Origin of the sequence: Achromobacter sp. HNDS-1 (assembly GCF_040084795.1) — a bacterium.
Taxonomy (GTDB): domain Bacteria; phylum Pseudomonadota; class Gammaproteobacteria; order Burkholderiales; family Burkholderiaceae_B; genus Achromobacter; species Achromobacter ruhlandii.
In genome coordinates this window covers 6,146,069-6,170,243 of sequence record NZ_CP157584.1, presented here as the reverse complement: position 1 = coordinate 6,170,243, position 24,175 = coordinate 6,146,069, and the positions used below count along the sequence as shown (strand labels likewise).

At 69.0% G+C, this 24,175-nt stretch carries 24 protein-coding genes; 10 read left to right on the top strand and 14 right to left on the bottom strand.

The genetic code is table 11. From position 1 onward, the window contains the following. Positions 1–77: 77 nt before the first annotated feature. The 3 genes from ABFG95_RS28425 to ABFG95_RS28415 form a co-directional block, all read right to left on the bottom strand. On the bottom strand, positions 78–551 hold the full coding sequence (locus tag ABFG95_RS28425; RefSeq protein WP_348995223.1) for a DUF2269 domain-containing protein: 474 nt from the start codon (positions 549–551) through the stop codon (positions 78–80). Beyond that, on the bottom strand, positions 548–1,804 hold the full coding sequence (locus ABFG95_RS28420; protein ID WP_348995222.1) for an SDR family oxidoreductase: 1,257 nt from the start codon (positions 1,802–1,804) through the stop codon (positions 548–550). The genes ABFG95_RS28425 and ABFG95_RS28420 overlap by 4 nt, the downstream gene beginning before the upstream one ends. A gap of 110 nt (positions 1,805–1,914) precedes the next feature. Continuing rightward, positions 1,915–2,445, bottom strand: a complete 531-nt coding sequence (locus tag ABFG95_RS28415) for a MarR family transcriptional regulator (RefSeq protein WP_049073696.1) — start codon at positions 2,443–2,445, stop codon at positions 1,915–1,917. 78 nt (positions 2,446–2,523) lie between these two features. On the opposite strand from ABFG95_RS28415, the gene ABFG95_RS28410 reads away from it, so the two are divergent. Next, positions 2,524–2,991 carry a DUF6389 family protein gene (locus tag ABFG95_RS28410; protein ID WP_348995221.1) on the top strand — a complete coding sequence of 156 codons (468 nt, stop codon included), beginning with the start codon at positions 2,524–2,526 and terminating at the stop codon, positions 2,989–2,991. Between the two features lie 156 nt (positions 2,992–3,147). On the opposite strand, the gene ABFG95_RS28405 is transcribed toward ABFG95_RS28410, so the two are convergent. The 7 genes from ABFG95_RS28405 to ABFG95_RS28375 form a co-directional block, all read right to left on the bottom strand. Next, positions 3,148–3,774: a glutathione S-transferase gene (locus ABFG95_RS28405; RefSeq protein WP_049073700.1), complete on the bottom strand. Its 627-nt coding sequence runs from the start codon at positions 3,772–3,774 to the stop codon at positions 3,148–3,150. Positions 3,775–3,918: 144 nt separating this feature from the next. Beyond that, complete coding sequence (locus ABFG95_RS28400) at positions 3,919–4,890, bottom strand: LysR family transcriptional regulator (RefSeq protein WP_348995220.1); 972 nt, start codon at positions 4,888–4,890, stop codon at positions 3,919–3,921. Between the two features lie 64 nt (positions 4,891–4,954). Then, positions 4,955–5,974 (bottom strand): histone deacetylase family protein, encoded by a 1,020-nt coding sequence (locus tag ABFG95_RS28395; protein ID WP_348995219.1) that lies wholly within the window; start codon positions 5,972–5,974, stop codon positions 4,955–4,957. Then, positions 5,971–7,296, bottom strand: a complete 1,326-nt coding sequence (locus ABFG95_RS28390; RefSeq protein WP_049073705.1) for an MFS transporter — start codon at positions 7,294–7,296, stop codon at positions 5,971–5,973. The genes ABFG95_RS28395 and ABFG95_RS28390 overlap by 4 nt, the downstream gene beginning before the upstream one ends. Positions 7,297–7,540: 244 nt before the next feature. Next, a complete protein-coding gene (locus ABFG95_RS28385) occupies positions 7,541–8,506 on the bottom strand; it encodes a hypothetical protein (RefSeq protein WP_348995218.1) in 966 nt (321 codons plus the stop codon). A 168-nt stretch (positions 8,507–8,674) separates the two neighbouring features. Then, positions 8,675–10,384 (bottom strand): malate dehydrogenase (quinone), encoded by a 1,710-nt coding sequence (gene mqo / locus ABFG95_RS28380; RefSeq protein ID WP_278990846.1) that lies wholly within the window; start codon positions 10,382–10,384, stop codon positions 8,675–8,677. A gap of 399 nt (positions 10,385–10,783) precedes the next feature. After that, a complete protein-coding gene (locus ABFG95_RS28375) occupies positions 10,784–11,860 on the bottom strand; it encodes an MBL fold metallo-hydrolase (protein WP_348996070.1) in 1,077 nt (358 codons plus the stop codon). A 149-nt stretch (positions 11,861–12,009) separates the two neighbouring features. On the opposite strand from ABFG95_RS28375, the gene ABFG95_RS28370 reads away from it, so the two are divergent. Then, positions 12,010–12,627 (top strand): TetR/AcrR family transcriptional regulator, encoded by a 618-nt coding sequence (locus ABFG95_RS28370; RefSeq protein ID WP_054418142.1) that lies wholly within the window; start codon positions 12,010–12,012, stop codon positions 12,625–12,627. 1 nt (position 12,628) lies between these two features. Here the strand turns inward: ABFG95_RS28370 and ABFG95_RS28365 are convergent, their stop codons facing one another. Further along, the gene (locus ABFG95_RS28365; protein WP_054418144.1) at positions 12,629–13,252 is read right to left on the bottom strand and encodes a LysE family translocator; all 624 of its coding nucleotides are present in this window, start codon (positions 13,250–13,252) and stop codon (positions 12,629–12,631) included. A gap of 193 nt (positions 13,253–13,445) precedes the next feature. Between ABFG95_RS28365 and ABFG95_RS28360 the strand changes: the two genes are divergently transcribed. The 7 genes from ABFG95_RS28360 to ABFG95_RS28330 all read left to right on the top strand — a co-directional run bounded on the left by ABFG95_RS28360 (position 13,446) and on the right by ABFG95_RS28330 (position 19,711). Then, positions 13,446–14,075: a glutathione S-transferase family protein gene (locus ABFG95_RS28360; protein ID WP_348995217.1), complete on the top strand. Its 630-nt coding sequence runs from the start codon at positions 13,446–13,448 to the stop codon at positions 14,073–14,075. A 141-nt stretch (positions 14,076–14,216) separates the two neighbouring features. Next, positions 14,217–15,443 carry a hypothetical protein gene (locus ABFG95_RS28355; RefSeq protein WP_348995216.1) on the top strand — a complete coding sequence of 409 codons (1,227 nt, stop codon included), beginning with the start codon at positions 14,217–14,219 and terminating at the stop codon, positions 15,441–15,443. A gap of 70 nt (positions 15,444–15,513) precedes the next feature. Beyond that, the gene (locus tag ABFG95_RS28350; RefSeq protein WP_348995215.1) at positions 15,514–15,819 is read left to right on the top strand and encodes a hypothetical protein; all 306 of its coding nucleotides are present in this window, start codon (positions 15,514–15,516) and stop codon (positions 15,817–15,819) included. Between the two features lie 225 nt (positions 15,820–16,044). Beyond that, entirely contained in the window at positions 16,045–17,187 is a 1,143-nt protein-coding gene (locus ABFG95_RS28345) for a hypothetical protein (RefSeq protein ID WP_348995214.1), read from the top strand. A gap of 115 nt (positions 17,188–17,302) precedes the next feature. Further along, positions 17,303–17,728 carry an Hsp20/alpha crystallin family protein gene (locus ABFG95_RS28340; RefSeq protein ID WP_063583046.1) on the top strand — a complete coding sequence of 142 codons (426 nt, stop codon included), beginning with the start codon at positions 17,303–17,305 and terminating at the stop codon, positions 17,726–17,728. 86 nt (positions 17,729–17,814) lie between these two features. Next, the gene (locus ABFG95_RS28335) at positions 17,815–18,462 is read left to right on the top strand and encodes a BON domain-containing protein (RefSeq protein ID WP_348995213.1); all 648 of its coding nucleotides are present in this window, start codon (positions 17,815–17,817) and stop codon (positions 18,460–18,462) included. Positions 18,463–18,661: 199 nt separating this feature from the next. After that, positions 18,662–19,711: a CHAD domain-containing protein gene (locus ABFG95_RS28330; RefSeq protein ID WP_278990838.1), complete on the top strand. Its 1,050-nt coding sequence runs from the start codon at positions 18,662–18,664 to the stop codon at positions 19,709–19,711. Between the two features lie 10 nt (positions 19,712–19,721). On the opposite strand, the gene ABFG95_RS28325 is transcribed toward ABFG95_RS28330, so the two are convergent. Continuing rightward, positions 19,722–21,500, bottom strand: a complete 1,779-nt coding sequence (locus tag ABFG95_RS28325) for an adenosylcobalamin-dependent ribonucleoside-diphosphate reductase (protein WP_348995212.1) — start codon at positions 21,498–21,500, stop codon at positions 19,722–19,724. A gap of 189 nt (positions 21,501–21,689) precedes the next feature. On the opposite strand from ABFG95_RS28325, the gene ABFG95_RS28320 reads away from it, so the two are divergent. Then, positions 21,690–22,316, top strand: coding sequence for a hypothetical protein (locus ABFG95_RS28320; protein WP_100508629.1), 627 nt, complete (start codon positions 21,690–21,692; stop codon positions 22,314–22,316). On the opposite strand, the gene ABFG95_RS28315 is transcribed toward ABFG95_RS28320, so the two are convergent. Together ABFG95_RS28315 and ABFG95_RS28310 are read right to left on the bottom strand one after the other, a co-directional pair. Further along, on the bottom strand, positions 22,313–23,614 hold the full coding sequence (locus tag ABFG95_RS28315; protein ID WP_348995211.1) for a divalent metal cation transporter: 1,302 nt from the start codon (positions 23,612–23,614) through the stop codon (positions 22,313–22,315). The two genes, ABFG95_RS28320 and ABFG95_RS28315, sit on opposite strands and share 4 nt — an antisense overlap. 32 nt (positions 23,615–23,646) lie before the next feature. Next, positions 23,647–24,105, bottom strand: a complete 459-nt coding sequence (locus tag ABFG95_RS28310; RefSeq protein ID WP_049073734.1) for a universal stress protein — start codon at positions 24,103–24,105, stop codon at positions 23,647–23,649. Positions 24,106–24,175 lie beyond the last annotated feature (70 nt).

Below are 24,175 nucleotides of genomic sequence, written 5' to 3'. Positions count from 1 at the left end.
GATCCGCGCCGACCCGGCGCGGGTCTCGCCACGGCGGGCAGGGCAGGCCAGACCCTTGGGGCGGGAAAGCCGGACGCCTACAGCGCCGGCTTGACCACCATCAGGAAATACACCCCCACCATCGCCAGGAACGCCGGGTACCCCAGCCATTCCCAATAACGCGCGAAGCGCCAGTAGCGCGCCGGCAGCGCCATGGCGCCGACCGTGTGGGCGTCACCGGCCATCTTCGCCATTTCATACTGCAGCCACACCACCGGCAGCCAGCAGGCGCCGGCCAGCAGGTACAGCCCGATCGACACGGCGATCCACGGCGTGGTCCAGCCCCAGCCGGCGGTGTGCGCCAGCCACAATCCGGTCAGCGGCTGCGCCACCACGGCGGGCGTGGTGAACCACAGGTCGGCCCGCACCACCAGCTTCGAGACCGCCGCGATGGCCGGCACCGAGCCGGTGCGGTTGGCGAAGAACAGGTAGAACGCGGTGCCGAAACCGGTTCCCACCAGCAGGACGGACGACAGGATGTGCAGGGTCTTGATCGTGAGATAGGCGTTCATGATTGGGTTTCCTCGCTGAACAGGATGAATAGGAGCGCGACGACGGCGACGTTCTTCAGGAGCGGGCCGAACGGATGCCACAGGAATTCCGGCAAAGCCAACGCGATCACCGCGGAATAGCCCAGCACCAGGGCAAGCTGCGCTGCCCACAGCCGCCGGCCGGGTCGCCAGAGCGTGGCGACGCCGAACACGGCGTCCAGCGCGGCGGCCAGGTACAGCGCCGCCACGGCCACCGGGCCGTGCAGGCCGACCCGCGCCAGCAGCGCCAGACTGTCGCCGGTCGGGTAGATGAAGGCGCTGCACAGCGCGGTCCACAGCCAGATCAGCGCCAGCGCAGCGCGCAGCAGGGCGGGGCGCCAGGCCGCCAGGGCCTGCTGGCGCAGGGCGGGGGCCTGTTCCGGGGTAATGAAGGCGTCGATGGCAGCCGGCGGACGCCCCAGCACGCGGGTGGTGAGCGCCGCGTCGCCGCTATTGCCGGCGCGCAGCATGCGCCAGGTGTCGCGCGTCAGGATCGAGCCGGGCAGGCGGTCGCACAGTGCCGCGCCCGCGGCGACCAGCGCGCCCGGCACGGCCAGCGTCCAGGCCGGCGCAAAGCCCATGGATGCGCGATAGACCGCCAGCATGCGCTTGAAGGTAACCTCGGCGCCGCCCACCAGATCGAGCACCGCCGGCGCATCGACCGTCCCGCCGACCAGGCGGACCACGATCTCGGCCAGCTCATCGACGTGGATCGGCCGCAGCGGCTGGCGTCCGCCGGCGGGCAGGGCGTGCAGCGGCAGCGACGCCAGCGCGCGGAAAAACCGCGCCGACGCGCCCTGGGCGCCATACACCAGCGCCGGCCGCAAAATATGATGCGCCACCGGCAGCGCCTGTAGATGCTCATCGGCCGCGCGCTTGCTGCGGAAATAGGCGGTGGCGCCTTGCTGCGCGCCGAGCGCGGATAGTTGCAACACGCGCCTGACGCCGGCTTGCGCCGCCGCGTCGAACAGGGCCGCCGGGGCAAGGTGATGGAGCCGGTCGAAATCGCCGCGGTCGGCTTCGCGCAAGATGCCGACCGCGTTGATCACGACATGGATGCCGCGCAGACGGTCGACCCAGGCAGCCGGCGTAGTATCGACGCGGTAATCGACGGCGATCTCATCGGGATGCCGCGCCTGCCGCACCCCCTTGAGCACCCGGTGTCCGTCGCGCGCCAGCGCCTGGCACAACGCGCGGCCGATGAAGCCATTGGCACCGCATACCAGGATGTTCATGTGATCCGCCTCCAGCCGCATCGGCCGATTGATTCTTCAATTTCTGTTATTTCTGTATAGACAGAAATAACAGACCAAAAAAAGGCGGGACACGCGGCCCGCCCACGCCATCACGCCTTGGTGCGGCGCATTGTCTTGCTGATCTTGGCGCCCATGCCGAGCGTCTTCATCAGCGTCTCGGGTTTCATGCGCAGCATTTCATCGGACCAGGTGGTGAGGATTTCCAGGAACGACAGCGTCTCGCGCACGCGCTGCGCGGTGAGCGGGGTTTCGTCGGCCATCTCGGGACTGGCCAGGGTGTCGCGCAGCATCGACAGGGTGGGATCGATCTCGCGCTGGCGGCGGCCCTCGACGATCAGCTTGAACAATTCCCAGATGTCGGTGGAGGTTTCGAAATGGTCGCGGCGGTCGTCCATGACGTGCACCACCTTGGCCAGGCGCCAGGCCTGCAGTTCCTTGAGGCTGTTGCTGACGTTCGAGCGCGCCACGCCCAGCGTCTCGGCGATTTCCTCGGCGGGCACGGGCCGGCCCAGCAGGTAGAGCAGGGCATGGATCTGCGCCACGGTGCGGTTCACGCCCCAGCGCGAGCCCATTTCGCCCCAATGGAGGATGAAGCGTTCGGCGATCGGAGTCAGTTTCATGGGGCCACTGTAGATATTTCTGTTATTTCTGTCAAGACAGAAATAACAGAAATCACCGCGATCCGCTAAGCTCCCGGCATGAACCAACACGACTACCAAACCGCCCTGCGGCGTGAACTCGACGCCCACACTGACGCCGCGCTGCGCGTGCTGGCCGGCCTGTTCCCGCGCCTGCCGGAAAAGGCGCGCGAGATCCAGTTCGGCATCTTCCCCGACCAGGACGGCGAGGGCACGTTCTCCGTGGTCATCGGCCTGGATGGGCCCGACCTGTACGTGCTGAACAAGGCCATCGAGGGGCACCGCCACCTGTTTGACGTGGTGCACGGCGAAACCGGCCTGACGCCGCCGGTGCCGATGTTCGGGCGCGATCCCGGCTTCTGCGTGCAGGACGTCATCGCCGACACGGCGGCCGACTGGATCGAGGCCTTGTGGGAGCGGGGCGGCCGGGCGGTTTCACCGCTGCCGGCCTGCATCTATGCGGACGAGGACTACGGCACGACCACGCCGCGCGGCCTGTCGGCGGACGCGGCGCCGGCCCCGCGCTGAGCCGGCCCGCGCGCCGCGAGTCTTGTCGGGACGCTTCTTGTTCAGACGCCCTTGTTCGGAAGCGGCTTGTTCGGAAGCGGCTTGTTCGAACCCGGCTTGCTCGAACCCGGCTTGCTCGAACCCGGCTTGCTCGAACCCGGCTTGTTCGGGCGCGCCTTATTCGGCCTTGGCCTGCGCCAGGGCGCGCTGCACCGCCGGCCGCGCCGCGACCCGCGCCAGGTAGGCGGTCAGCGCCGGGAAGCGCGCCAAGTCCACGCCGTCGCCCTCCAGCCAGCTGCCGATGGTGTAGAGATAGGCGTCGGCCACGCTGAAGCGGTCGCCCAGCGCCCAGGGACCGGCGATCTGCGATTCCAGGTACGCGGCCACGGCCGTCATGGTTTCGGGCACCTTGGCGCGCATGGCTTCGTGCGCCGCCGGGTCGTCGGCCCAGCGTGCGCCGCGCCGCTTGTGCGCGTGCGCCACATGGGCGGTGGACGCCAGGTAGCTGTTCAGCTCCTGCAGGCGGGCGAACGCAAACGGATCGTCCAGCGGCGCCAGCCCCGCCGCCGGGAAGCGCTGCGCCACGTAGGCAAGCAGGGCCGGCGTTTCGGTCAGCACGCCATGCTCGGTGGCCAGCGCCGGCACCCGCCCCTTGGGATTGACGCGCAGGAATTCCGGGCTTTGCTGCTGCCCCGCGCCGAAATCCAGCTTGACGACGTCGAACTCGGCGCCGGCTTCCTGCAAGGCGATGTGGGTGGCCAGGGCACAGGTGCCCGGCGCGGTGTAGAAGGTCCAACGAGACATGGCGTCCTCTTGAGCGGTGGTGACGGGTGGCAAAGCGCAAGGGGTCATTATCGCCATAACCGCCTGCGCCGCCTATGGGGAGCGCCGCGCGCGCACGGCGACACCGCACAGGTCGCGCAGCGCCCGGCCCGCGTCAACGCCCGCTCAGCGGGCGCGGGCCGCCAGCGGCGTGCGCGCCAGGAAGCGCTCGAACGCCTCCAGGTAGGCCGTCTCGGCCGCGCTCAGCTTGCGCTGCCGGTGCCAGGTCAGGAACACGTCGATCTCGGCCACGCTCTCGTTGGGCGGCAGGCGCCGCAATTCGCCGTTGACCACGTCCGGCACGATCAGGTGTTCGGGCAGGAAGCTCAGGCCGATCCCGGCCACCACCATGCGCCGCACCTCCTCGATATGCGGCGAGGTGCCGACGATGCGGCCGGTGAAGCCCTGCTGGTCGCGGAAGATGGTCAGCGGCGACAGCGTGTCGCCGATCTGGTCGCTGGCGAAACAGACGAAGTTCTGGTTCATCAGGTCTTCGATGCCCACCCGCGGCCGTGAAAACAGCGGATGGCGCCGGCCGCAGACCACCGCGTAATGGTGGCGCAGGAACAGCCGGCGCTCCAGCGCCTCGACCGGCTTGCGGCACAGGCATAGGCCCAGCGCCGGCACGCGCTTGGACAGGGCGTCGAGGATGTCGGCGCTGGGCAGCACCTCGATGTGGAATTCGATGCGCGGATGGCGCTGGTGGAAATCGGCCAGGAAATCGTCGTAGGCCGCGCTCTGGATGCGGCTCATGACCAGCAGCCGCAAGGTGCCGGCGACCTCATGCCGGTCCTGCGGGGCGGCGGTCTCGATGCGCGCCATGGCGCCGTACATGTCGCGGGCGATGGCGTAGATCTCCTCGCCCAGCCCCGTCAGGCGGAATTCGCCATTGCGCCGGTGCAGCAGCATGCCCCCGACCGCGTCCTCCAGCCGCTTCAAGGCCTGGCTCACGGCCGGCTGGCTCAGGTGCAGCGCCTGCGCCGCGCGGCCCACGCCGCGCGCCTGCACCACGAACATGAAGGTGCGCAGCAGGTTCCAGTCCATGCGCTCGGGCGCGAGCGACAGGGTGTGGGCGGGGCGGGCAGGGGCAGGGCACATGGCGGCGTGGCGGATTCCGGCGAAAGGACAGGGCCGGTTTCCGTCCGCCACGCCGGTCCCATGTTCAGGTTCCGGCCAGCCCCGCGAAGAAGCGCGCGGCGTTCGACTCCAGGCCCTCGATATAGTAGCCGCCTTCCTGCACGATCAAGGTCGGCAGCTTCAGGCCGGCGATCTCGCGGCCGAGCCGCTCGAAGCCGTCTTCCGTGACCGCCACCATGGCCTGCGGGTCCTTCTCGAAGATGTCGAAGCCCAGCGACAGCACCAGCGCATCGGGCTGGAATTGCTCGATCGCGGCGCGCGCCTGGCGCAGGCGGTCGAAGAACACCGACTCGGGCGAGCCGTGCGGCATCGGCAGGTTGAGGTTGTAGCCGTAGCCTTCGCCCGCGCCGCGCTCGTCCTCGAAACCCGCGACCACCGGATAGAAATTCTCCGGGTCGCCGTGGATCGACACGTACAGCACGTCGCTGCGTTCGTAGAAGATGTCCTGGATGCCCTGGCCATGATGCATATCGGTGTCCAGGATGGCGACGCGCCCATAGGTGTCGCGCAGGCGCTGGGCGGCAATGGCGGCGTTGTTCAGATAACAGAAGCCGCCGGCCGCGTCGCGGCGCGCATGGTGGCCGGGCGGGCGGCACAGGGCGTAGGCGTGGCGGTCGCCGGCGGCGATGCGGTCGGCGCCGGCAATGGCGCACTGCGCCGACCAATAGGCCGATTGCCAGGTGTTCGGCCCCACCGGGCAGCTGCCGTCGGCCAGGTAGCGCGCGGCCTGCGCCAGCACGCCGCGCAGCGCGTTGGGTTCGCGCACGAAGACGTTGGAAACCACCTCGTCGCCCCAGTCGTCGGGCAGCTTCTTCCATTCGGCGTGCGCTTCGCGCAAGAAGCGCAGGTACGCCGGCGTGTGCACCGCTTCGAGCGGGGCGCTGCCGTGGTCGGGCGGCGCCTGCACGTCAAAACCCAGGTTGCGCGCCGCCTGCGCCAGCGCGTCCAGGCGCGACGGCACTTCCTGCGGCGTGCGCATCTTGCCGCGCGAGAAATAGGTCTGCGGATGATGCAGTTTCTGATCGTCGTGGAAGTACGCCTTCATGCTTGTTGAGCCTCGGGTTGCAGTTGGACATGGCGCTGGCGGCAGGCGCCCAGCAATAGCACGGATACCAGCGAAAGCAGCGAAATCACCGAGAACAGCACGGCCAGCGGCCACCACTGGCCCTTGAAGTTCTCGGCCAGCACGGTGCCCAGCATCGGCGTCAGGCCGCCGAAGATGGCGCCCGACAGCTGGTAGGCCATGGAAATCCCGGTGTAGCGGATCGCCGTGGGGAAGCTGTCGCTGACGAAGCCGGCGATCACCGCATAGTAGGCCCCCATGAACAGCACCGCCACGCCGATGCCCAGGGTGATCGCGCCCAGCGAACCCAGGTCCACCAGGTTGAACATGGCGTAGGGCGTGAAGACCGACACCAGCGCCATCGTCGCCAGGAAGCGCAGGTTGCCGACGCGGCTGGCGATATAGGCCGCCAGCGGCGTGATGAAGAACTGCATGATCGACACCACCAGCAGGCAGTCCAGGATCACCGCGCGGTTCAGGCCGACGTACTGGGTGGTGTAGGCGATCATGAAGGTGCTGGTGAAGTAGAACCCGGCGATGCCCAGCACATTGGCGCCCACGGCCAGCGCCAGCAGGCGCGGCGCGCCGGTAAGCACCTGCGCCAGTGGCGCCCGGGCCGGCTTGGCGCGCTTGGCCTGGGCCTGTTTTTCCTCCAGGAAGTCGGGCGACTCGTTGACGCTCAGGCGGATCACGAAGCCCACCACCAGCAGCACCGCCGAGAACAGGAACGGCACGCGCCAGCCCCAGCTGAGGAAGGCGGCATCGTCCAGCCCGGTCACCAGCTTGAACATCAGCATCGACAGGATCAGGCCGGCCGGGCTGCCAAGCTGCGCGAACGAGGCGAAGAAGGTGCGCTTGCTCTTGTCGGGCGAGTGCTCGCCCGCCATCAGCACGGCGCCGCCCCATTCGCCGCCCACCGCCACGCCCTGGACGATGCGCAGCAGCACCAGCAGCACCGGCGCCCAGAAGCCGATCGAGGCATAGGTCGGCAGCAGGCCGATCAGCACCGTCACGGTGCCCATCATCAATAGTGTGATGACCAGCGATTTCTTGCGGCCGATGCGGTCGCCGATGTGGCCGAACAGGGCGCCGCCCAGCGGCCGCGCGAAAAAGCCCACGGCGAAGGTGCCGAAGGCCGCCAGCGTGCCGTAAAAGCCCGTGGCGGACGGAAAGAACAGTTTGCCGAACACCAGCGCGGCGGCGGTGGCGTAGATATAAAAGTCGTACCACTCGATCATCGTGCCGATGAATGCGGCGGTGGACGCGCGCACCGGCTGGTGGCCCGTCTTGGTATTTCCCCTCATGATTTTCTCTCTTGCAGGTTGGTTCAGATTGCTGCGCCAACCGTTATACGCGCGCCCCCGGCATAAGAAAAATTCTGAATTCTTATCCGCGAAATTCAGCGCATTTATGAGTGGAAACCCTAATAATGACCGACGATGCACGCAGAACCCCGGGACAGGAATGACCCGACCCGGACTGCCACGGCGGCGGTTCGGCGGGATCGGGCGCGCGTACCCCGGAGAGCGCGGGACGCGCCAGCGCGCCTTAGCGCGCCGGCTGCCAGTCGGTCCGGCAGTTGGCCGCCGGCCGCAGCTCGTTGGCCGCCGCCAGGCGCAGGGACGGCCTGGCGCCCGCCGCATAGACCAGATTGCGCGCGCGCCACACGGCCAGTTCGGCATACGGCACCTGCGCCGACGACGCGCCGCCGGTGCCCCAGAAGTCCATGCTCGGCGCATCCAGGCAGGCATCGCGCGCGGCCACGCTGGCCAGCTCGCGGCCAGTCTCCAGTTCAACCGCGCGAAAGCGCAATGGCGTCGGCCGCTGGCGCAGCTCGGCCGGGATCACCACCGGCGTGCCATTGGCGGTCTGGCCCAGGCTGGCCGGCTTGACGGTCTGAACCTCCTGGTCGCGCGGCACCAGCAGGAAGGCCACGCCATTGTCGATATCCAGCAGGCGGCCGCGTCCCAGCCGCACGGCCTGGAATGGTTCGTGGCGGATCAGCGTGGTCTCGTACCAGCCGTTTTCGTAGCGCGTCCAGCCGGGCAAGCCGGCGTCCAGGAACACCTGCCCGCCGATGCTGTCGCCGGCGCCTTCCTTCTGCACCGGGATGTCGGTGATGCGCAGATCGCCGCCGCCGACATCCAGGTACAGCAGGTTGCCGTGGCCGGAGGTGCGGGTGACGAAGGCCAGCACCCCGTGGGCGTTGATGGCCTTGGCCGGACCGCAGAAATAGTCGCGCGCGCGGCGCGGGTCGCCCGCCGGCAGGAAACGCTCGCCCAGCTTGACGCCCTTGCCGCAGAGCGGCTGGCGCTGGTAGGCCAGGGTGTATTGGCTGGCGTTGCGCCGCCTGCCTTCCTGGTAGTCCTGGAAGCCGATATCGGTTTCCTCGACCCGCAAGCCCTTGTCGTTATAGATCGTGCGGGCCTGCGACGGACCGGCCATGGCGGCCAGGGACAGCGACAACAGGACGGCCGCGCAGGGCGTGCGCGGGCAGATCAGGGGATGGCGCATTGTGCTTGTCATTATCGGGTTGCCGATGGGGCACCTTAGCACAATGACGCCGGCGATCCGCCGCGACGGCGTAGCGGAAAAACGCGGCCGCGAGGCCGCTTGCGCGGGTGCCCGCGAGTCGCCTCGCGAGCAAAAAAAGCCCTCCGGCGAGGGAGGGCGGGGCGGGCCTTACAGCGCCTGCATTTCCGTGTTGGCATTGCGGCCTGGCGCCGGCGCGCCCGGCTCCCGGGCGGCGGGCGCCACCGGCGTCACGGCCGGCGCGGCGGGCGCGGCTTCCTGCACCGGCACCTCCACGTACGGCAGGTGCAGCACCTGGCTCGTCATGGCGCGGATCTGGTTGGTCAGCGCCGGACTGTCGTTGAGCTTCTGGCCGTACGACGGAATGATCTCCTTCAGCCGCGCCTTCCAACCCGCCTCCATCTGCTGCGGGAAGGCCTTGGCCAGCAGGTTCAGCATGATGGGCGGCGAGGTCGAGGCGCCCGGCGAGGCGCCCAGCAGCGCGGCAATGGTGTTGTCCTTGTCGGTCACCACTTCGGTGCCGAACTGCAGGATCGCGCCTTTCTCCGGATCGCGCTTGATGACCTGCACGCGTTCACCGGCCGTCACCAGGCGCCAGTCTTCGGGCTTGGCCTGCGGGAAGTACTTGAGCAACTGGGCATGACGATCGGCGTCGGTCAGTTGCGCCTGGTCCACCAGGTACTTGACCAGGTCCAGGTTCTCCAGCCCCACGTCCACCATGCTGGCGACGTTGTTGTGGTTGACCGACGAGAACAGGTCGAAGGCCGAGCCCTGCTTGAGGAACTTGGTCGTGGCCAGCGCGAACGGGCCGAACAGCACCACCGGCTTGCCGTCCAGCTTGCGCGCGTCCAGGTGCGGCACCGACATCGGCGGCGAATCGGTATCGGCCATGCCGTAGGCCTTGACCTCGTGGCGGCCGGCGATGGCCGGCGCGTCGAAGGCCAGGAACTGGCCGCCCACCGGGAAGCCGGCGTAGTTCTTCGATTCGGGAATGCCGGACAGCTGCAGCACCTTGAGCGAGGCGCCGCCCGCGCCGATGAAGACGAAGCGCGACTTCACCGTGCGCTCCTGGTTGGTCTTCAGGTCCTTGACCGTGACGTTCCAGGTCTTGTCGCCGTTCTGGCGCAGCGCAGTGACCTCATGCCGCAGTTGCAGCGTGAAGTTGGGATTGCGTTGCAGGCCCTGGGTCAGCTGGTTGGTGATGACGCCGAAGTTCACGTCGGTGCCCAGCGGCATGTAGGTGGCGGCGACCTTCTGGCTGGCGTCGCGGCCTTCCATCAGCAGCGGCGCCCACTGGCGGATCCGCGCCGGGTCGGTGGAATACTCCATGCCATAGAACAGCGGGCTCTTGACCAGGGCATCGCGGCGCTTGCGCAGGTATTCGATGCGGTCATCGCCCCAGACGAAGCTCATGTGGCCGGTCGGGTTGATGAAGTCCGACGGCTGGCCCAGGCGGCCGACCTTGACCTGATGAGCCCAGAACTGGCGCGAGATCTCGAACTGCTCGGCGATATTGATGGCCCGCTTGATATCGACGGAACCGTCGGGCATCTCGGGGGTGTAGTTCAGCTCGGCGAAACCCGAGTGGCCGGTGCCCGCATTGTTCCAGCCGTTGGAGCTTTCCAGCGCCACGCCGTCCAGGCGTTCGAACAGTTCGACGCGCCAGTCCGGCTGCAATTCCTGCAGGTAGGTGGCGAGCGTCACGCTCATGATGCCGCCGCCGACGAGCACGGCGTCCAGGGGCTTGTCGTTGTCGGCTGCCGGGACCGAACGTTGATGCAGGGGCCAGTACAGGAACAGGGCGGCCGCGACCACCACCGTCACCACCAGGCTGCCCACGATTTTGAGAAACTTTCTCATGGGTATTAGACCTTACGGTTCAAAGGATTATGTTGTTGTCGTTGTAGGCACTACGGGAAAAGGGGCGCAGGCACCTCCGGACGAAAAATACGCAAACGGCTTCCCGGCCATCCAGGGCGCCAGGGCGGGACGGGGCGGTTGCGGGAACATCATGGAATGGGAACCCGACCGGTCCGGCAGGCGGCCGGAGCGACCCATCTGTCGATGGGTGCGCGGTCAGGTCATGCGCGCAGGCCACAGCCTAGCCGAAGCTGGCTGATCAAGCCGCAATACCCGGGTCGCGGGCATTGGCTTGGGCGCAATACGCGTTGCGTTGCGATTGTAAACAGATTGCGGTTGCGAGGCCCTCGGGCGTTCCCACCGATACCCGGACGGCCCTCGGGGGGCCATCCTGCCGCTTCACCGGGCCCGGCAAGGCGCCAGGCGGCGGCACGCGCCGGACGCCGGCTGGCGCGCGGCAACCGCCCGCCACCAGGGCGATCCCGGATGCGGGGTGTCCAGGTCCAGCCGCTCACCCATTTCGGGCGTGGCCAATGGGACCCCGCGTTCGGCCGCCAGCGCGGCGATGCGCTCGAACGGCTCCTGCCAGGCATGCATGGCAAGGTCGAAGGTGCCGTTGTGGATCGGCAGCAGCCAGCGGCCGCCCAGATCCAGGTGGGCCTGCAAGGTTTCCTCGGGCTGCATGTGCACGAAGGCCCAGCGCTTATCGTAGGCGCCGGTTTCCATCAGCGTCAGGTCGAACGGCCCGAAGGCGTCACCGATGGCCTTGAACCCGTCGAAATAGCCGCTGTCGCCGCTGAAGAACACGCGCATGCCGGCGTCGTCGATGACCCACGAGGCCCACAGGGTGCGATCGCTGTCGGCCAGGCCGCGACCGGAGAAATGCTGCGCCGGGGTGGCGGTCAGGCGCAGGCCTTCGACCTCGGTGGACTGCCACCAGTCCAGCTGTTCCACGTTGGCCGGATCGATGCCCCACGCGATCAACTGGTCGCCCACGCCCAGCGGCGCGATGAAGCGGCCGGTGCGCGCCGCCAGGCGGGTCACGGCGGCGCGGTCGAGATGGTCATAGTGGTTGTGCGACAGGATCACGCCGGCGATCGGCGGCAGATCGTCGATGGCGATGGGCGGCGCATGAAAGCGCGCCGGTCCGGCCCATTGCACCGGCGAGGCGCGCTCGGAGAACACCGGATCGGTCAGCCAGTAGCGGCCGCGCAATTTCATCAGGATGGTTGAGTGCCCCAGCCGGAACAGGCTGCGGTCGGGCGCGGCGCCCAGTTCGGCGCGGCTCAGCGGCCGCACCGGGATCGGCTGGTCGGGCACGGTGCCGGCCGGCTTGCCGAACAGAAAGGCCCAGGTCAGCTTGAGCCCCTGCCAGAACCCCAGGGACGGGCGGGGACGGGCATTGCGGAAACGGCCGTCGCCATGATGCGTCGGGCGAGCGCCGGGAGCAACCGGCAAAGCGGGGGAGGCGGGCATCGAAGCGGTCACGGCGAGATTCCTGGCGGCAGAAGGGAGGGGGAATGGCCGCGGAGGCCAAAAGTATACTGAGCAGTGTAATTTCGTTTTTCTTTAAAGTACACCGTCGAGTGTAGAATTTTCGCTATTGCTCCAATCAGGAAATCCTCATGGCAGAAGCACCGCAGCGCCTCACCGACAAAAAGCGCGAAGCCATCCTCCGCGCCGCCGTGGAGGAATTCCGCACGGCGGGCTACGAAGCCACCAGCATGGATCGCATCGCCGCCGCGGCCGGCGTGTCCAAACGCACGGTCTACAACCATTTCCCCAGCAAGGAAGAACTGTTCGGGCTGATGCTGGAACAGCTGTGGAACCGCAGCATCGCCAACGCCACGGTCGTCTACCGTGCCGACCAGCCCCTGGCGGCGCAACTGCGCCAATTGCTGCTGCGGAAACTGGAACTGCTGGGCGATCCGAACTTCATCGACCTGGCGCGCGTGGCCATGGCCGAGATCATCCACACACCGGAACGGGCGCAGGCCATTGTCTGCCGCATGGGCGCGAAGGAGGGCAGCGAAACCGCCTGGATCCGCGCCGCCATCGCTGATGGCCGCCTGACCGCCGGAGACGCGGAATTCGCCGGCCAGCAATTGCAGGGGCTGATCAAAAGCTTCGCCTTCTGGCCGCAGGTCACGCTGGGGCAGCCGCCGCTGGGCGCGGCCGAGCGCGAGCGGGTGGTGGATTCGGCCGTGGCGATGTTCCTGGGATGCTACGGGCGCGGCGAATGAATCACGCGCCGCGCCGATAGAACGCCAGCGAGCCGGCCAGCGCCAGGAGCGCGCCCCCACACGCCCGGTCCAGCCAGCGGGCGCCGCGCCGCTTGAACAGGCGGATGGCCCTGGCGCCGGCGCAGGCATAGGCGAACATGACCAGCAGGTCGATGGCGGCGAACACCGCCGCCAGCGCCGCATACTGGGGAAACTGTGGCGCCTGCGTGGAGATGAACTGCGGCAGGAAGGCCGAGAAAAACAGGTATCCCTTCGGGTTCGTCAGCGCAACCAGGAAGCTGCGCAGGAACACCGCCCGGCCGGACGGCGTGCGCGCGGCGGCTTCGTCCGGCAACGTCAGGGCGCCGGACGAGCGGCACAGGCGCAGGCCCAGGTAGGCCAGGTACGCCACGCCGATCCATTTGACGACCGAGAACCAGAATTCGGAAGCGGCCAGCAGCGCCCCCAGCCCCAGCGCCACCGCGCCGATCAGGACGACATCCGACAGCACCGCGCCCGCCATGCCGGGCAGGGACGCGCGCAGGCCCAGCCTGGCGCCGTTGTTGAGCGCCAGCAGCACCGTCGGGCCGGGCGTCGCGATGCCGATGAACGCCACCACGGCGAAAACGAGTAGGGTGTCTGCCATGTTCGAAGGAACTCCCGGAGGGAAGGGAAGAAGGGGACCCGCCCACGCATTCTCCGCGCGCCCGCGCGCCGCGGCAAGCGGCGCCCGTCGCTGCTGGCCGTTTCCCAATGCAACGTCCTTTGACGCCAGGCCGGCCGCGTGGGTATGGTGTTGCGCAAGTCGTGACCCTATCGACACCCCGGAGGAGCAACCCATGCAGATCTATTGGATCCAGGCGCAGGCGCCACGGCGCGTCCTGGCCCTGGTCAAGCACCTGGGCATCGAGGCCGAACTCATCGAAATGGACCTGATGGCGGGCGCGCTGCGGCGGCCCGACTACGCCGCCATCAATCCCAACATGAAGGCGCCGGCCCTGGTGGACGGCGATTACCGGCTGTGGGAATCATCGGCGATCATGGCCTACCTGTGCGTCAAGGCCGGCTCGGACATGTGGCCAACCGATGCGCAGGAACAGATCGAGGTCCTGCGCTGGCTGTCCTGGAACGATTGCCACTGGGCACAGGCGGTGTCGCCGTACTACTTCGAGCACATCGTCAAACCCACCTTCGGCATCGGGCCGCCGGACGAGAGCCAGCTGGCGGGCAAGGGCAAGGATTTCAACCGGTACGCGGCGGTGCTGGACACGCATCTGCAGCGGCGCGATCACGTCGCGTGCGGCCGGCTGACGATCGCCGACTTCCAACTCGCGTCGATGGCGGCGTACTGGCGAACATCCACCATGCCGATGGCGCCGTTCCCGAACATCGTGCAATGGCTCGATGGCCTGGCGCGCCTGCCGGCCTGGGCCGATCCCTGGCCCGACGGACGCGCCGACCCGGCCTGACCTGGCCGGCCGCGGCACGCCTTCGGGGGTATCGTCCTGGCAATATCCGGGCCTCTGTTATCGTTGCCGGGGCCGGATCCCCATGCCGCATCCCCAAGACCCCGCCGCCTATGCCAGGGCAGTCCGACGAGGCCTGATCGATTGAAAACCACGAACTATCTGTTTGGCATCATCGTGTCGTTCGCGCTGGCGACGCTGCTGGCCTCGCTTGGCCTGCTCGCCGTCTTCAGCGACAACCTCGGCTGGGGCATGGCGGCGCTGCTGTCGTACGGGGTTTTGTACGGCGGGCCGCTGGCGATCGTATTGGCGCTGACCTGGGTTGTGTACCTGGTGCGGGATCGCGGCAAGGTGCCCGGCCGGGTACACGCGCTGCTGTTCCTGCCCTCGCTGCTGGCGTTGCTGATCGTGCCGGTGGACGACACCCTGCGCCGGGCGGGCGCCGACCGTTTCCGCGATGCCAACCCGGCCATCACTGAAAATCACGTCAACTTCAGCGGCCGCACGCTCTGGCTGGACTATCGCGCCGCATCTTCGAACGATGGCGGCGGCTCACCCTACATGGAACCCGCTTCGGCGCAAAACGACCGGTTCTCGCGCTTTCGCCGCTATCCCGGCGCGAACCTGGTGGCGGCTGGCACGTTTCCCTACGCCGGCGCGCACCTGAAGCCAGACAGCGAGCGCTATGCATATTCCTCGCAGGATGGCAATGCCGGCGATTCCCTGCCGCTGCGGCGCCTGCCCGCGCCCGATCTGGACAAGCTGCTGCCGGCATTCGCCTACGGCGAGGCGGCGCTGCTGATCTATCAGTACTTCCATTACGCCGACCACGTCGAGGTCGCGCCGACCATCGAGCGCTTTGCCGGCACGACCGAGGAGGCCATGACAGCCGCGCGCCCCCCGGGACTGACGATAGTCAGCCTCGACAACTACACGACGCAGGCAATCGCCCGCCTGGAAATCAATGGCCAGACGCTGGACCTGGGCGGCCAGGCGGCGCGCAGCCAGGCCGGCGAACCCTGCGACCCGGGACGGGGCGGGAGCCCGGCCATGCTGGACCTGGAACAGCCGCTGCGCGTGCGCTGGCAGACGCTGGAAGATCCCTCGCGCTGGCACGAGGCGAGGGCGGTGGTGCCCACTTTCAGCGCCGCGAGCCAGGCGGATCCCGACAAGGGGCTGCCACGGGTGCGGCTGTATTTCCTGCCGGATGGCTCAGTGGCCGCGGAGCGGTTCCGGGAATTCCGGCTGCGTGGCGGCGAGCTGGCCGTGCGCGCCACCGGCGTGCCGCCGCAAGCGCGAACGGTCGTCGCCTGCGGCGCCGGCGCCTATGCCGGCTACAACCCGCGGACGGTGCGGCTGCTGGGGAATTGAGTCGAGAACGCTTGCATGAGGAGCGCCATGACCGGAGCGATGACGCCTCCACAAAAACAAAGGGGACCCCTTGTTTCTGTACTACCGGATAAGTTTTATCGTGAGCCTGCTGACGCTCGCGGCTTGGACAATCGCCGCCGCCGTCTACGAACCGCCGCGCCACAGCGACGGCTATGGCCCCGATCCACTCGGGGTGCTGCTTTACCTGGCGCTGTGGCCGGTCGGACTGCTGCTGGCGCATTCCGGCTTGCTCGCCTGGGCGCTCCGCGCAAGACGGCCTGCGTCGATCCTGCAAGGCCGGCAGGGGATTGCCATCCATCTCGCGCTGGCAGCGGGTTTTCTGGCATGCGCGCTGTACAAGTTCCATCCGGGCTGAGCGCCGTAGCGCGACCGGCGACCGACAGGAGCGCCGGCTAATATACGGACTCACGCCGCACAGGGTATCCAGCCGGAAGCGTGACCAGCGTCCTGACCTGAACACGGAGCCTGACCTATCGACACGTTTTGGCAATGGGCACACAACCTGCGCAGGCTCGCCGTGCGGCGACCGGCGTGGCGGGCATGCGGCCCGGCATTGCGGCCATTCGGGCTGGCAGCCATCTTGGGATTGACAGCCGCGGGAGCCGCCGCGGCCGGTCTTCCGGATCCGCCCCGGCAGTCCCCGCCACGCGAGGAACTGTCGGCGGAGCACCAGCGCAGGTTTGCTGAGATCGCGCGCCGCTATGTGGCTGCGCAGGACGAAGGCGAGAAAACCCAGGCCGCGCAGGCATTGGCCGAACAACTCTGGACAGCGCCGTTTCTCTCGCAACGCCGTCAAGGCGGCGTCGGCCTGTCCGACGCGTTGCTACAGGCTATGGCGCGAGACATGGCCGGCAATGTCCCGCAGCCGCGCATGAACGCGGTGGCCAGGATTCTCGCCGTGGCCGACGCGCCTGGACGCGCTGCCATGGCAGGCCCCTTGCTCGCGCATTTGCGGCAGGCGCAGGCGGAGCCGGATCGCGCTTCAACGCGGACGGCGCTCTGGACCGCGACTCGAGGCGCGTCCGAGACCATTTTTCAGGCCATCCGCGACACGCGGGATGAAAGAACGCTGGGAGATCTGGCGCAGATCGCCGCAGGCCTGACCTTGCCGGACGACGTGCGCCTGAAACTCGATGCCACCAGCGCGGCATCAACATCGCCCGCTGTCCGCATCCAGATCGCCCAGACGCTGGGGCCAGGGTCTACAGGCTATCGCGATATCGTGCGCGAGCTGATCTTGGCACTGGAAAGGGCTCCCTCCGATGAAGCGCGTGAACGCCTCATCGTCACGCTCGGCGGCTTTCCCAAGCCCGATGACGCCATCGCACAGGCGATGATCGATGCCGTATCGCGCTCCAACACGTCCTCCAGGGTCACGTGGCGCACGCTCGCGCAGAGCGGCCCGGCCGGGCTGCTGTATCTTGCGGGCTCGATCAAAGGGGAGACCGACGCCACACGACTCGTAGACAAGGCGACGATGATGGCGGCGGTGGCGGGTGAATCTTGGCCGTTGCCGGCTGAAATTGCATCGGCGGTGATCGAGGCGGCGATCGACGCGCGGCTGCGCAGTGACGATCCGTTGCTGCGGTCATCCGTGCAGGCAATGCTGCTTCGGACGGGCCAGGCCGCCGTCGCACCGCTGCGGCAGGCGCTCGACCACGCCGCGCCTGGCCAGGCGCGCGATGACCTGGCGGCCGCGCTCGTCCGGCTGCAGGGACGGTGATCGCCTCGGTCGAAATAGGGGCGCGATTTCTGCTTGATAAAGGTCAACAAGCGCCGGAGATGACGGCTCAAGATGGCGGGACAGGTGTGTCCACACCGCTATTGAAGGAGCCATCATGTCTCGCCTCACCCCCTACAGCGCCGTCTCCGCCGATCCGTTCGCGGACGTCTTCCAAGCTTTCCTGCGGCCGCTGCGGCAGCGCGCCGACGGCGAATCGCCACGGATGGACCTCGACGTCACCGAGGACGGCGACAAGTATGTCCTGAAGGCCGAATTGCCCGGCGTCGACAAGAAGGACATCTCGGTGCAGATCGACGGCGCCACCGTCATGATTTCCGCCAACAAGGAACAGCGCAGCGAAGTCAAGGAAGAAGGCAAGGTCCTGCGCAGGGAGCGCTACTGGGGCCAGATCGAGCGCTCGGTCACCCTGGCAACCCCGATCGATGCGTCCGCCGCCAAGGCGGCCTGCGAAAACGGCGTGCTGGTGCTGACGCTGCCGAAAATGGCGGGCAGCCAGGGCAAGACGCTGCGGATCGAATAGCGCCACGCCCCAGGATGCCAGGGGCGCGACGCGCCCGGGCGATGTACGCGGACCGGGTGTCCCGGTCCCGGGACCAGGAGAACATCATGAGTGACGAACAACTGCGGGAGCGGGTGCTGCAGGCGCTGGCATTCGAGCCCAGCATCGACGACCTGCACATCGGCGTGGCGGTGGAGAACGGCGTGGTGACGCTCAGCGGCCACGTCGGCAGTTATGCGCAGAAACTGGCCGCCGAGCATACAGTGCAGCATGTGAAAGGCGTGCGCGGCATCGCCCAGGAAATCCAGGTGCGCACCGCGGCGGCCAAACAGCTGGCGGACGACCAGATCGCCGCGCGCGCGCTCAGCATCATTGCCTGGGACGCCACCGTGCCCGATGGCAAGGTGCAGGTCACCGTGCAAAAAGGCTGGGTCACGTTGAGCGGCAATGTGGAGTGGTTCTACCAGCGAGACGCCGCCGAACGCGCGGTGCGCAAGCTCTCCGGCGTGATCGGCATTTCGAACACGATCGAAGTCGTTCCCAGCGTGCGCGCCGGCGACATCAAGCGGCGCATCGAAGACGCCTTGCTGCGCAGCGCCCAGCTGGAAGCCAACCGGGTCCAGGTCAGCGTGCAGGGCAACAAGGTGACGCTGAACGGCTGCGTCAACAGCTGGAGCGAGCGGGGCGCGGCCGAACGCGCCGCCTGGTCGGCCCCGGGCGTGGTCGAGGTGGCCGACAGGCTGGTGGTGGGCTGATGCGGGTCGGGCGGCGGGGGGCTGATGCCGCCTGCCATTGCCTGGCCGCGCGCAGGGACGGCAGGCATCGCGCTGCCGCCCACGGTCAGCGGATTTCCAGGCGCGCCCTTCGTTGGCGCCTTGCAAGCTTGATCCGCGTCAATAAGCCCCGGGCGGGCGCGAGTACCGTGGGATTGACCCAATCACCAGGAGCGCGGTCATGACGCGATCAACCAAGCGCACCGCCGCCAACGGCGGCGGCGCGCGGGAACCCGCCGGCGCCACGCCTGCGCCGCGGGCCAGGCCCGAGGGCAATGGCGCCGCCGCGCCATCTCCCTTGCGGGACGGGCTGCACGCCGTCGCCGCGATCTGGTTCGGCGAGATCCACGGGCGCGTGCGGCGCTTGAGGGAAGGCGATGCCGCGGTAGGGCAGGCCGCGCCCGACCTCATCCACGACCTGCGGATCTACGTGCGCCGGTTGTGCGCCTTGTCGGACCTGTTGCCGCGTCCGGCCGACCGGCGGCCGTTGCGGCGCGCGCTGCGCCGGGAGGTCGCCTGGGCCATGCAGCCCCTGTCGCGGGCGCGAGATTGGGATGTGTTCATGGCCGACGTCCTGCCGCGGCTGTGCGAGGCCGAGCCGGATATCGACCGCGAGGTCTCGCTGCGGCGGGCGGGCGCGCGCTCGGACGTGGCGCATGCCGAAATGTACGCCAGCCTGCGCAACGAGCGCTTCGACGGCATGGTGCGCCTGCTGCGCGAGCGCAGCGATGAAATGCACGCGGCCCTGGCCGAGCGCCAGCCCAAGGCGCTGTACCGCGCCATGCGCCGTCGGCTCGAGCGCTGGGACGCGGCGCTGCGCGGCCGCCTGGAGGCCGAGGGGCAGGGCGCCCGGCGCGAGCATCAAACCCGCATCGAGATCAAGCGCCTGCGCTACGCCAGCGAAGCGCTGTTGCAACTGTGTCCCTCGCGCCGGCTGGAACGCTATGCCAAGGGCCTGGCCGACCTGCAGGCGGCGCTGGGCGGCACACAGGATTTGCGCACCGCGGCGCGCCTGGCGCCGGATACCTGCGTCAGCCTGGCCACCGGCAAACTGGCGCGCCAAGGCCTGGATGACGCCTGCCGACACCTGCGGCGCCAAGCCCAGGCCGAGGCGCGCAAGGCCGGCAGGCGCTTCCTGCGAGCGCCGTCGTTCTGGGCGGCGCGCAAACAGGGGCGCGTGGCGCGGCGCCTGGCGGAGGGCGCGCCCGCAAGACTGCCCGCGCCCGCGTAGCGCGCAGCCCTCAACCCGCCGCGCGGGCGGCCGCGCACGCGCCGGCCGGGTCCGGGGCCGGTTCCAGCACCGCCGTCATGGCCGGATCCGGCCGGAACACGGTCAGGCCTTTCACGCCCTGGCGCCAGGCCTGCTGGAACAGGGCGCCGACATCGGCCGGTGTGCTGGCCGGCGGCAACGGCACGGTCTTGGAAATCGCCGCATCGACCCAGGGTTGCAAGGCCGCCTGCATGGCCAGATGCGCCGCCGCGGGCAACTCGGCCGCGCGGCGGAAACAGGCGGGCAGGGCGGCGGCGTCACCGTGCAGGCGATGCCACAAGCGCCAGGCCGGATTGGTCGCCCGCACGGAGACCGGCTCGCCGCCGCCCAGGCGCAGCCGGCGTGAGTATTGCCAGGCATGGACTGCCTCGATCCCCGACGAACAATTGTCGAAGAAGGCGATACTGACGCTGCCGGTGGGCGCGAACGACACCAGATGACTGTTGCGCAGGCCATGCCGCGCGATGGCTGCGCGCACGGCCGGCGGCAGGCGCGACAGGCCGCAAGCGCCCGCGTCCAGGTAGGCGGCCGGCTGGAACGCCGGGAAGGCGCCGCGTTCGCCCGCCAATTCGGCCGATGCCAGATAGGCATTGTCGCGGATACAGCGCGCGATGCGCGCCGCGCAGGCCCGCGCGGGCGCCTCGCCATAGTCCAACCCCAGCATCAGCAGGGTGTCGGCCAGGCCCGACAGGCCGACGCCGATACGACGCTTGGCCCGCGCTTCGGAGGCCTGTTCGGGCAAGGGCCAGTGGGTCAGTTCCAGCACGTTGTCCAGCAGCCGCACCTGGATGCGCACGCGCCGCGCCAGCGCGCTGAAGTCGAAACCGGCGGGCCCGCCCACGCCGAACGGATGGCGCACGAAGCGCGAGACGTGGATCGGGCCGAGCACGCAGCTGCCATAGGCGGGCAAGGGTTGTTCACCGCAGGGGTTGGTGGCGGCCAGCCATTCGCTACCGCGCAGCGTATTCAGGGCGTTGATCGTATCGATGAAAAGCACGCCCGGCTCGGCGTCACGCCAGGCCGCGCTGGTAATCCACTCCCACAGTAGTCTCGCCGGCAGACGCGTGTAGCGCCAGCAGCCGTCGCTGTCGCGAGCCGCCCGCGGCGATAGCGCGCCAGCCGCCGGCGGGCAGGCGTGGCGCAGATCCCAGGATGCGTCGTGTTCCACCGCCCGCAGGAAGCGGTCGCTCAGCGCCACGGAAAGGTTGAACGTCGGCCAGCGACGACGGCCCGCCTTGGCCCGCAGGAACGCGGGCAGGTCGGGGTGGTCGCACGCCAGCACCGCCATCTGCGCGCCGCGCCGGCGCCCGCTGGCGGCGAGCGCCTGGCAGGCCTGGTCGTAGCGGTCGATGGCGGCACAGACGCCGCCCGTGCCGCTTCCCGCCGGCGGTACCGGGGTGAAGTCGTAGCCCACGCCACCGCCCATGCGCAGGGTGCGCACGGCGCGCGCCAGCGCGGCATCGACACTGGCCGGCCCCCCTGGCGCCGTGTCGATGGCCGGCTGCACGAAGCAATTCACCATGGTGGCGTCATCGCCCGCGCCGGCGTTGGCCATGATGCGGCCGGCGCCGATTGCTCCCGCCAGGAAGTTGTCGAAGAAGCGCGCGGCGTGGCGGGCGCGGTCGGGCGCGGCCTCGCAGCGCGCCAGCGCCGTCGCCACCCGGCGGTAGGTGTCGAGCCGCGTCGCTTCGCCGGGCCGGGCGTAGCGGTCGGCGAAGACCAGATCGGAGATATCCGCGGATGGCGGCATGACGCGCGTCCTCGCAAGGCCGGCGGCGCGTCCGGGATGTCCGCGCCGACAACCCGGTGTAGCATCGCCACGCCGCCCACTGGTTGACACTTGTCAACAGCGGGTCGGCGCGCCCGTGCGTCAATCTAGGTGAATCCTGGCCAGGCGGCGCCGCCGCGTCCGCCATGCCGCCCACCACGGGAGCGCCTCATGAAAAAGCCCATCCTCCTGTTGCTGCTCTTTCTCCTGCTGGCCCTGCTGCTGACCAGCGCCGCGCGGGCCCAGCCGGCCCCGGGCCCGCTGGCGGTGCCGCCCGCGATGCTGGACCGGATCGACCGCGAAGCCGAGGCCACCCTGGCGCGGCTGTACCGGCTCTCGCCCCCCGCGCAGGCCCTGGTGGCGCGCGCCTTCGGCGTGCTGGTGGTGCCCGGCCTGCGCGCCGACGGCGGCATCCTGGGCGTGGCCTACGGGCGCGGTGTCCTGATCGAAGCCAGCGGCGAGCGCACCTATTACAACGTCATCGCCGGCCCGGCCGGCGCCATTCTCGGCCTCGACGGCAAGGCCGTCGTGCTGTTCTTTTCCGCCCACGACGCGTTGCGCGCGTTCCTGGCCGGCCCCGGTTGGATCGAGGGTGAGAACGGCACCATCCAGATCCTGGACGAAAGCGCCATGGCGGGGCCGCGCGCGCCCACGGTCGCGCAGATCGCCGGCTTCATCCTGTCGACGGATCGCCTGTTGCGCGGCCTGTCCCTGTCAGGCAGTCAGTTCATCAAGGTCCCGCTGGTCATGTGCGGGGACGCCGCCACGGCCTGCGCGGGCGATCGGGCGAGCCGCTAGAGCGTGGCCAGCATGGCGGCGACGACACCTCCCATCGCCACCGTGGCGCACCATCCCGCCAGCCACAGGCGCGGCCCGATCACGTGCGCCCCCATCACCGCGCGCCGGGACGCCAACACCATCATCACGGCCATGATGGGCAGGGCCACCACGCCGTTGAGCACCGCGGCCCAGAACAATTCCTCGACCGGGTCGACCGGCGCGAAGCACGGCGCCACGCCGCCCGCCGTCGCGGCGGCGATGACCGCGTAGAACGCGTGTCCCTCGCCCCGCCCCAGCTGGGCATCCAGGGTGGCGGACAGGCCGGCGGCCTCGGCCACGGCATACGCGGCCGATCCCGCCAGCACCGGCACCGCCAGCAGGCCGGTGCCGACGATGCCCAGGCAGAACAGCAGGAAGCAGAGGTCGCCGGCCACGGGCCGCAGCGCCTCGGCCGCCTGCGCCGAGGTTTCGATGCGGACGCCGCCGCCAACATGCAGCGTGGCGGCGGTGGCCAGTATGATGAAAAAGCCGATCAGGTTCGAGAACGTCATGCCGACCAGCGTGTCGGCGCGGATGCGCCGCAGTTGCCGCCGCACTTCGCCAGCCGAGCGCGTCAGCCCGTCCCGACCCGATTCCATCTCGAGCGCGGCCTGCCAGAAGAACAGATAGGGGCTGATGGTGGTGCCAAACACCGCCACGATCATCAGCAGCGCATCACGGCCAGGCGCCAGGCGGGGCAGGGCGAGCTGGCGCGCCAGCTCGCCCCAGTCCAGTTCAATGGTAAAGGCCACCGCGACGTAGGCCAGCAGGGCCAGCGTCAGCCATTTCAGCCAGCGCACATAGGCCTGATAGCGCATGAACACCTGCAACGCCAGGCACAGCGCGCCGATGCCGACGGCATAGCCGCCGCGCGGGCCGCCCACCGCCAGGTGCAGCGCCTGTGCCATGGCGGCGATGTCCGCCGCCAGGTTGAGCGTGTTGGCCATCACCAGCAGGCCGACCACCAGCCACAAGACCGGCGGCGCGAAGGCGCGCTTGATGTTGGCCGCCAGGCCCCGCCGCGTTACGTAGCCGATCCGCGCGCTCACCAGCTGGATCGCCACCATCAGCGGCAGCGTCAGCGGCATCGTCCACAGCATTGCGTAGCCGAACTGGGCGCCGGCCTGGGAATAGGTGGCGATGCCGCTGGGATCGTCATCGGCCGCGCCGGTGATCAGGCCGGCGCCCAACTGCCGCGGACTGTAGGGCGAGGCAGCGGACCGGCGGGGCCGCGCCCGGCGCCGGCCCGCCGCGGGCCGGTGGCTCGGCGCGCGCATGCCGCATCACCCCGCCCGGTGCCGCCCTGGAATCACGCGGATTCCTCTGGCGCGCGCACCAGCAACACCGGCACGGGCGAGGTGCGCAGGACGCCTTCGGCGCTGCTGCCCAGCACCAGCCGGCGCACGCCGCGACGGCCGTGCGTGCCGATCACGATGAGGTCCGCCTTCCACATTTCGGCTTCGGCGATGATGCGCTGCTGCACGGTCTTGTCCAGATTCTCATACAACACGCTGTCGACCGGCACGCCTTGCGCGCGCACGGTGGCGCTGGCCTGCTGCAGAATTTCGGTGCCGTCCTTGCGCAGCAGGTCCAGCAGTTCGCCGGCGGCGTAGCCGTAGGCGTCGATGCCCAGCATGAAGGACATTTCGTCGATCACGTGGATCAGGCGCAGGCTGGCGTGCGTCAGCAGGGCCAGGCGGATGGCTTCCTGCAAGCCGCGTTCCGACGTCGGACTGCCGTCGACGGGTACTAGGATGCGTTGATACATGCGAGTTCTCCGAAATGGGGGAAGGGGCTTACCGTGGGTTTACGTTAGGAGCGCGCGACCGCGTCGATGT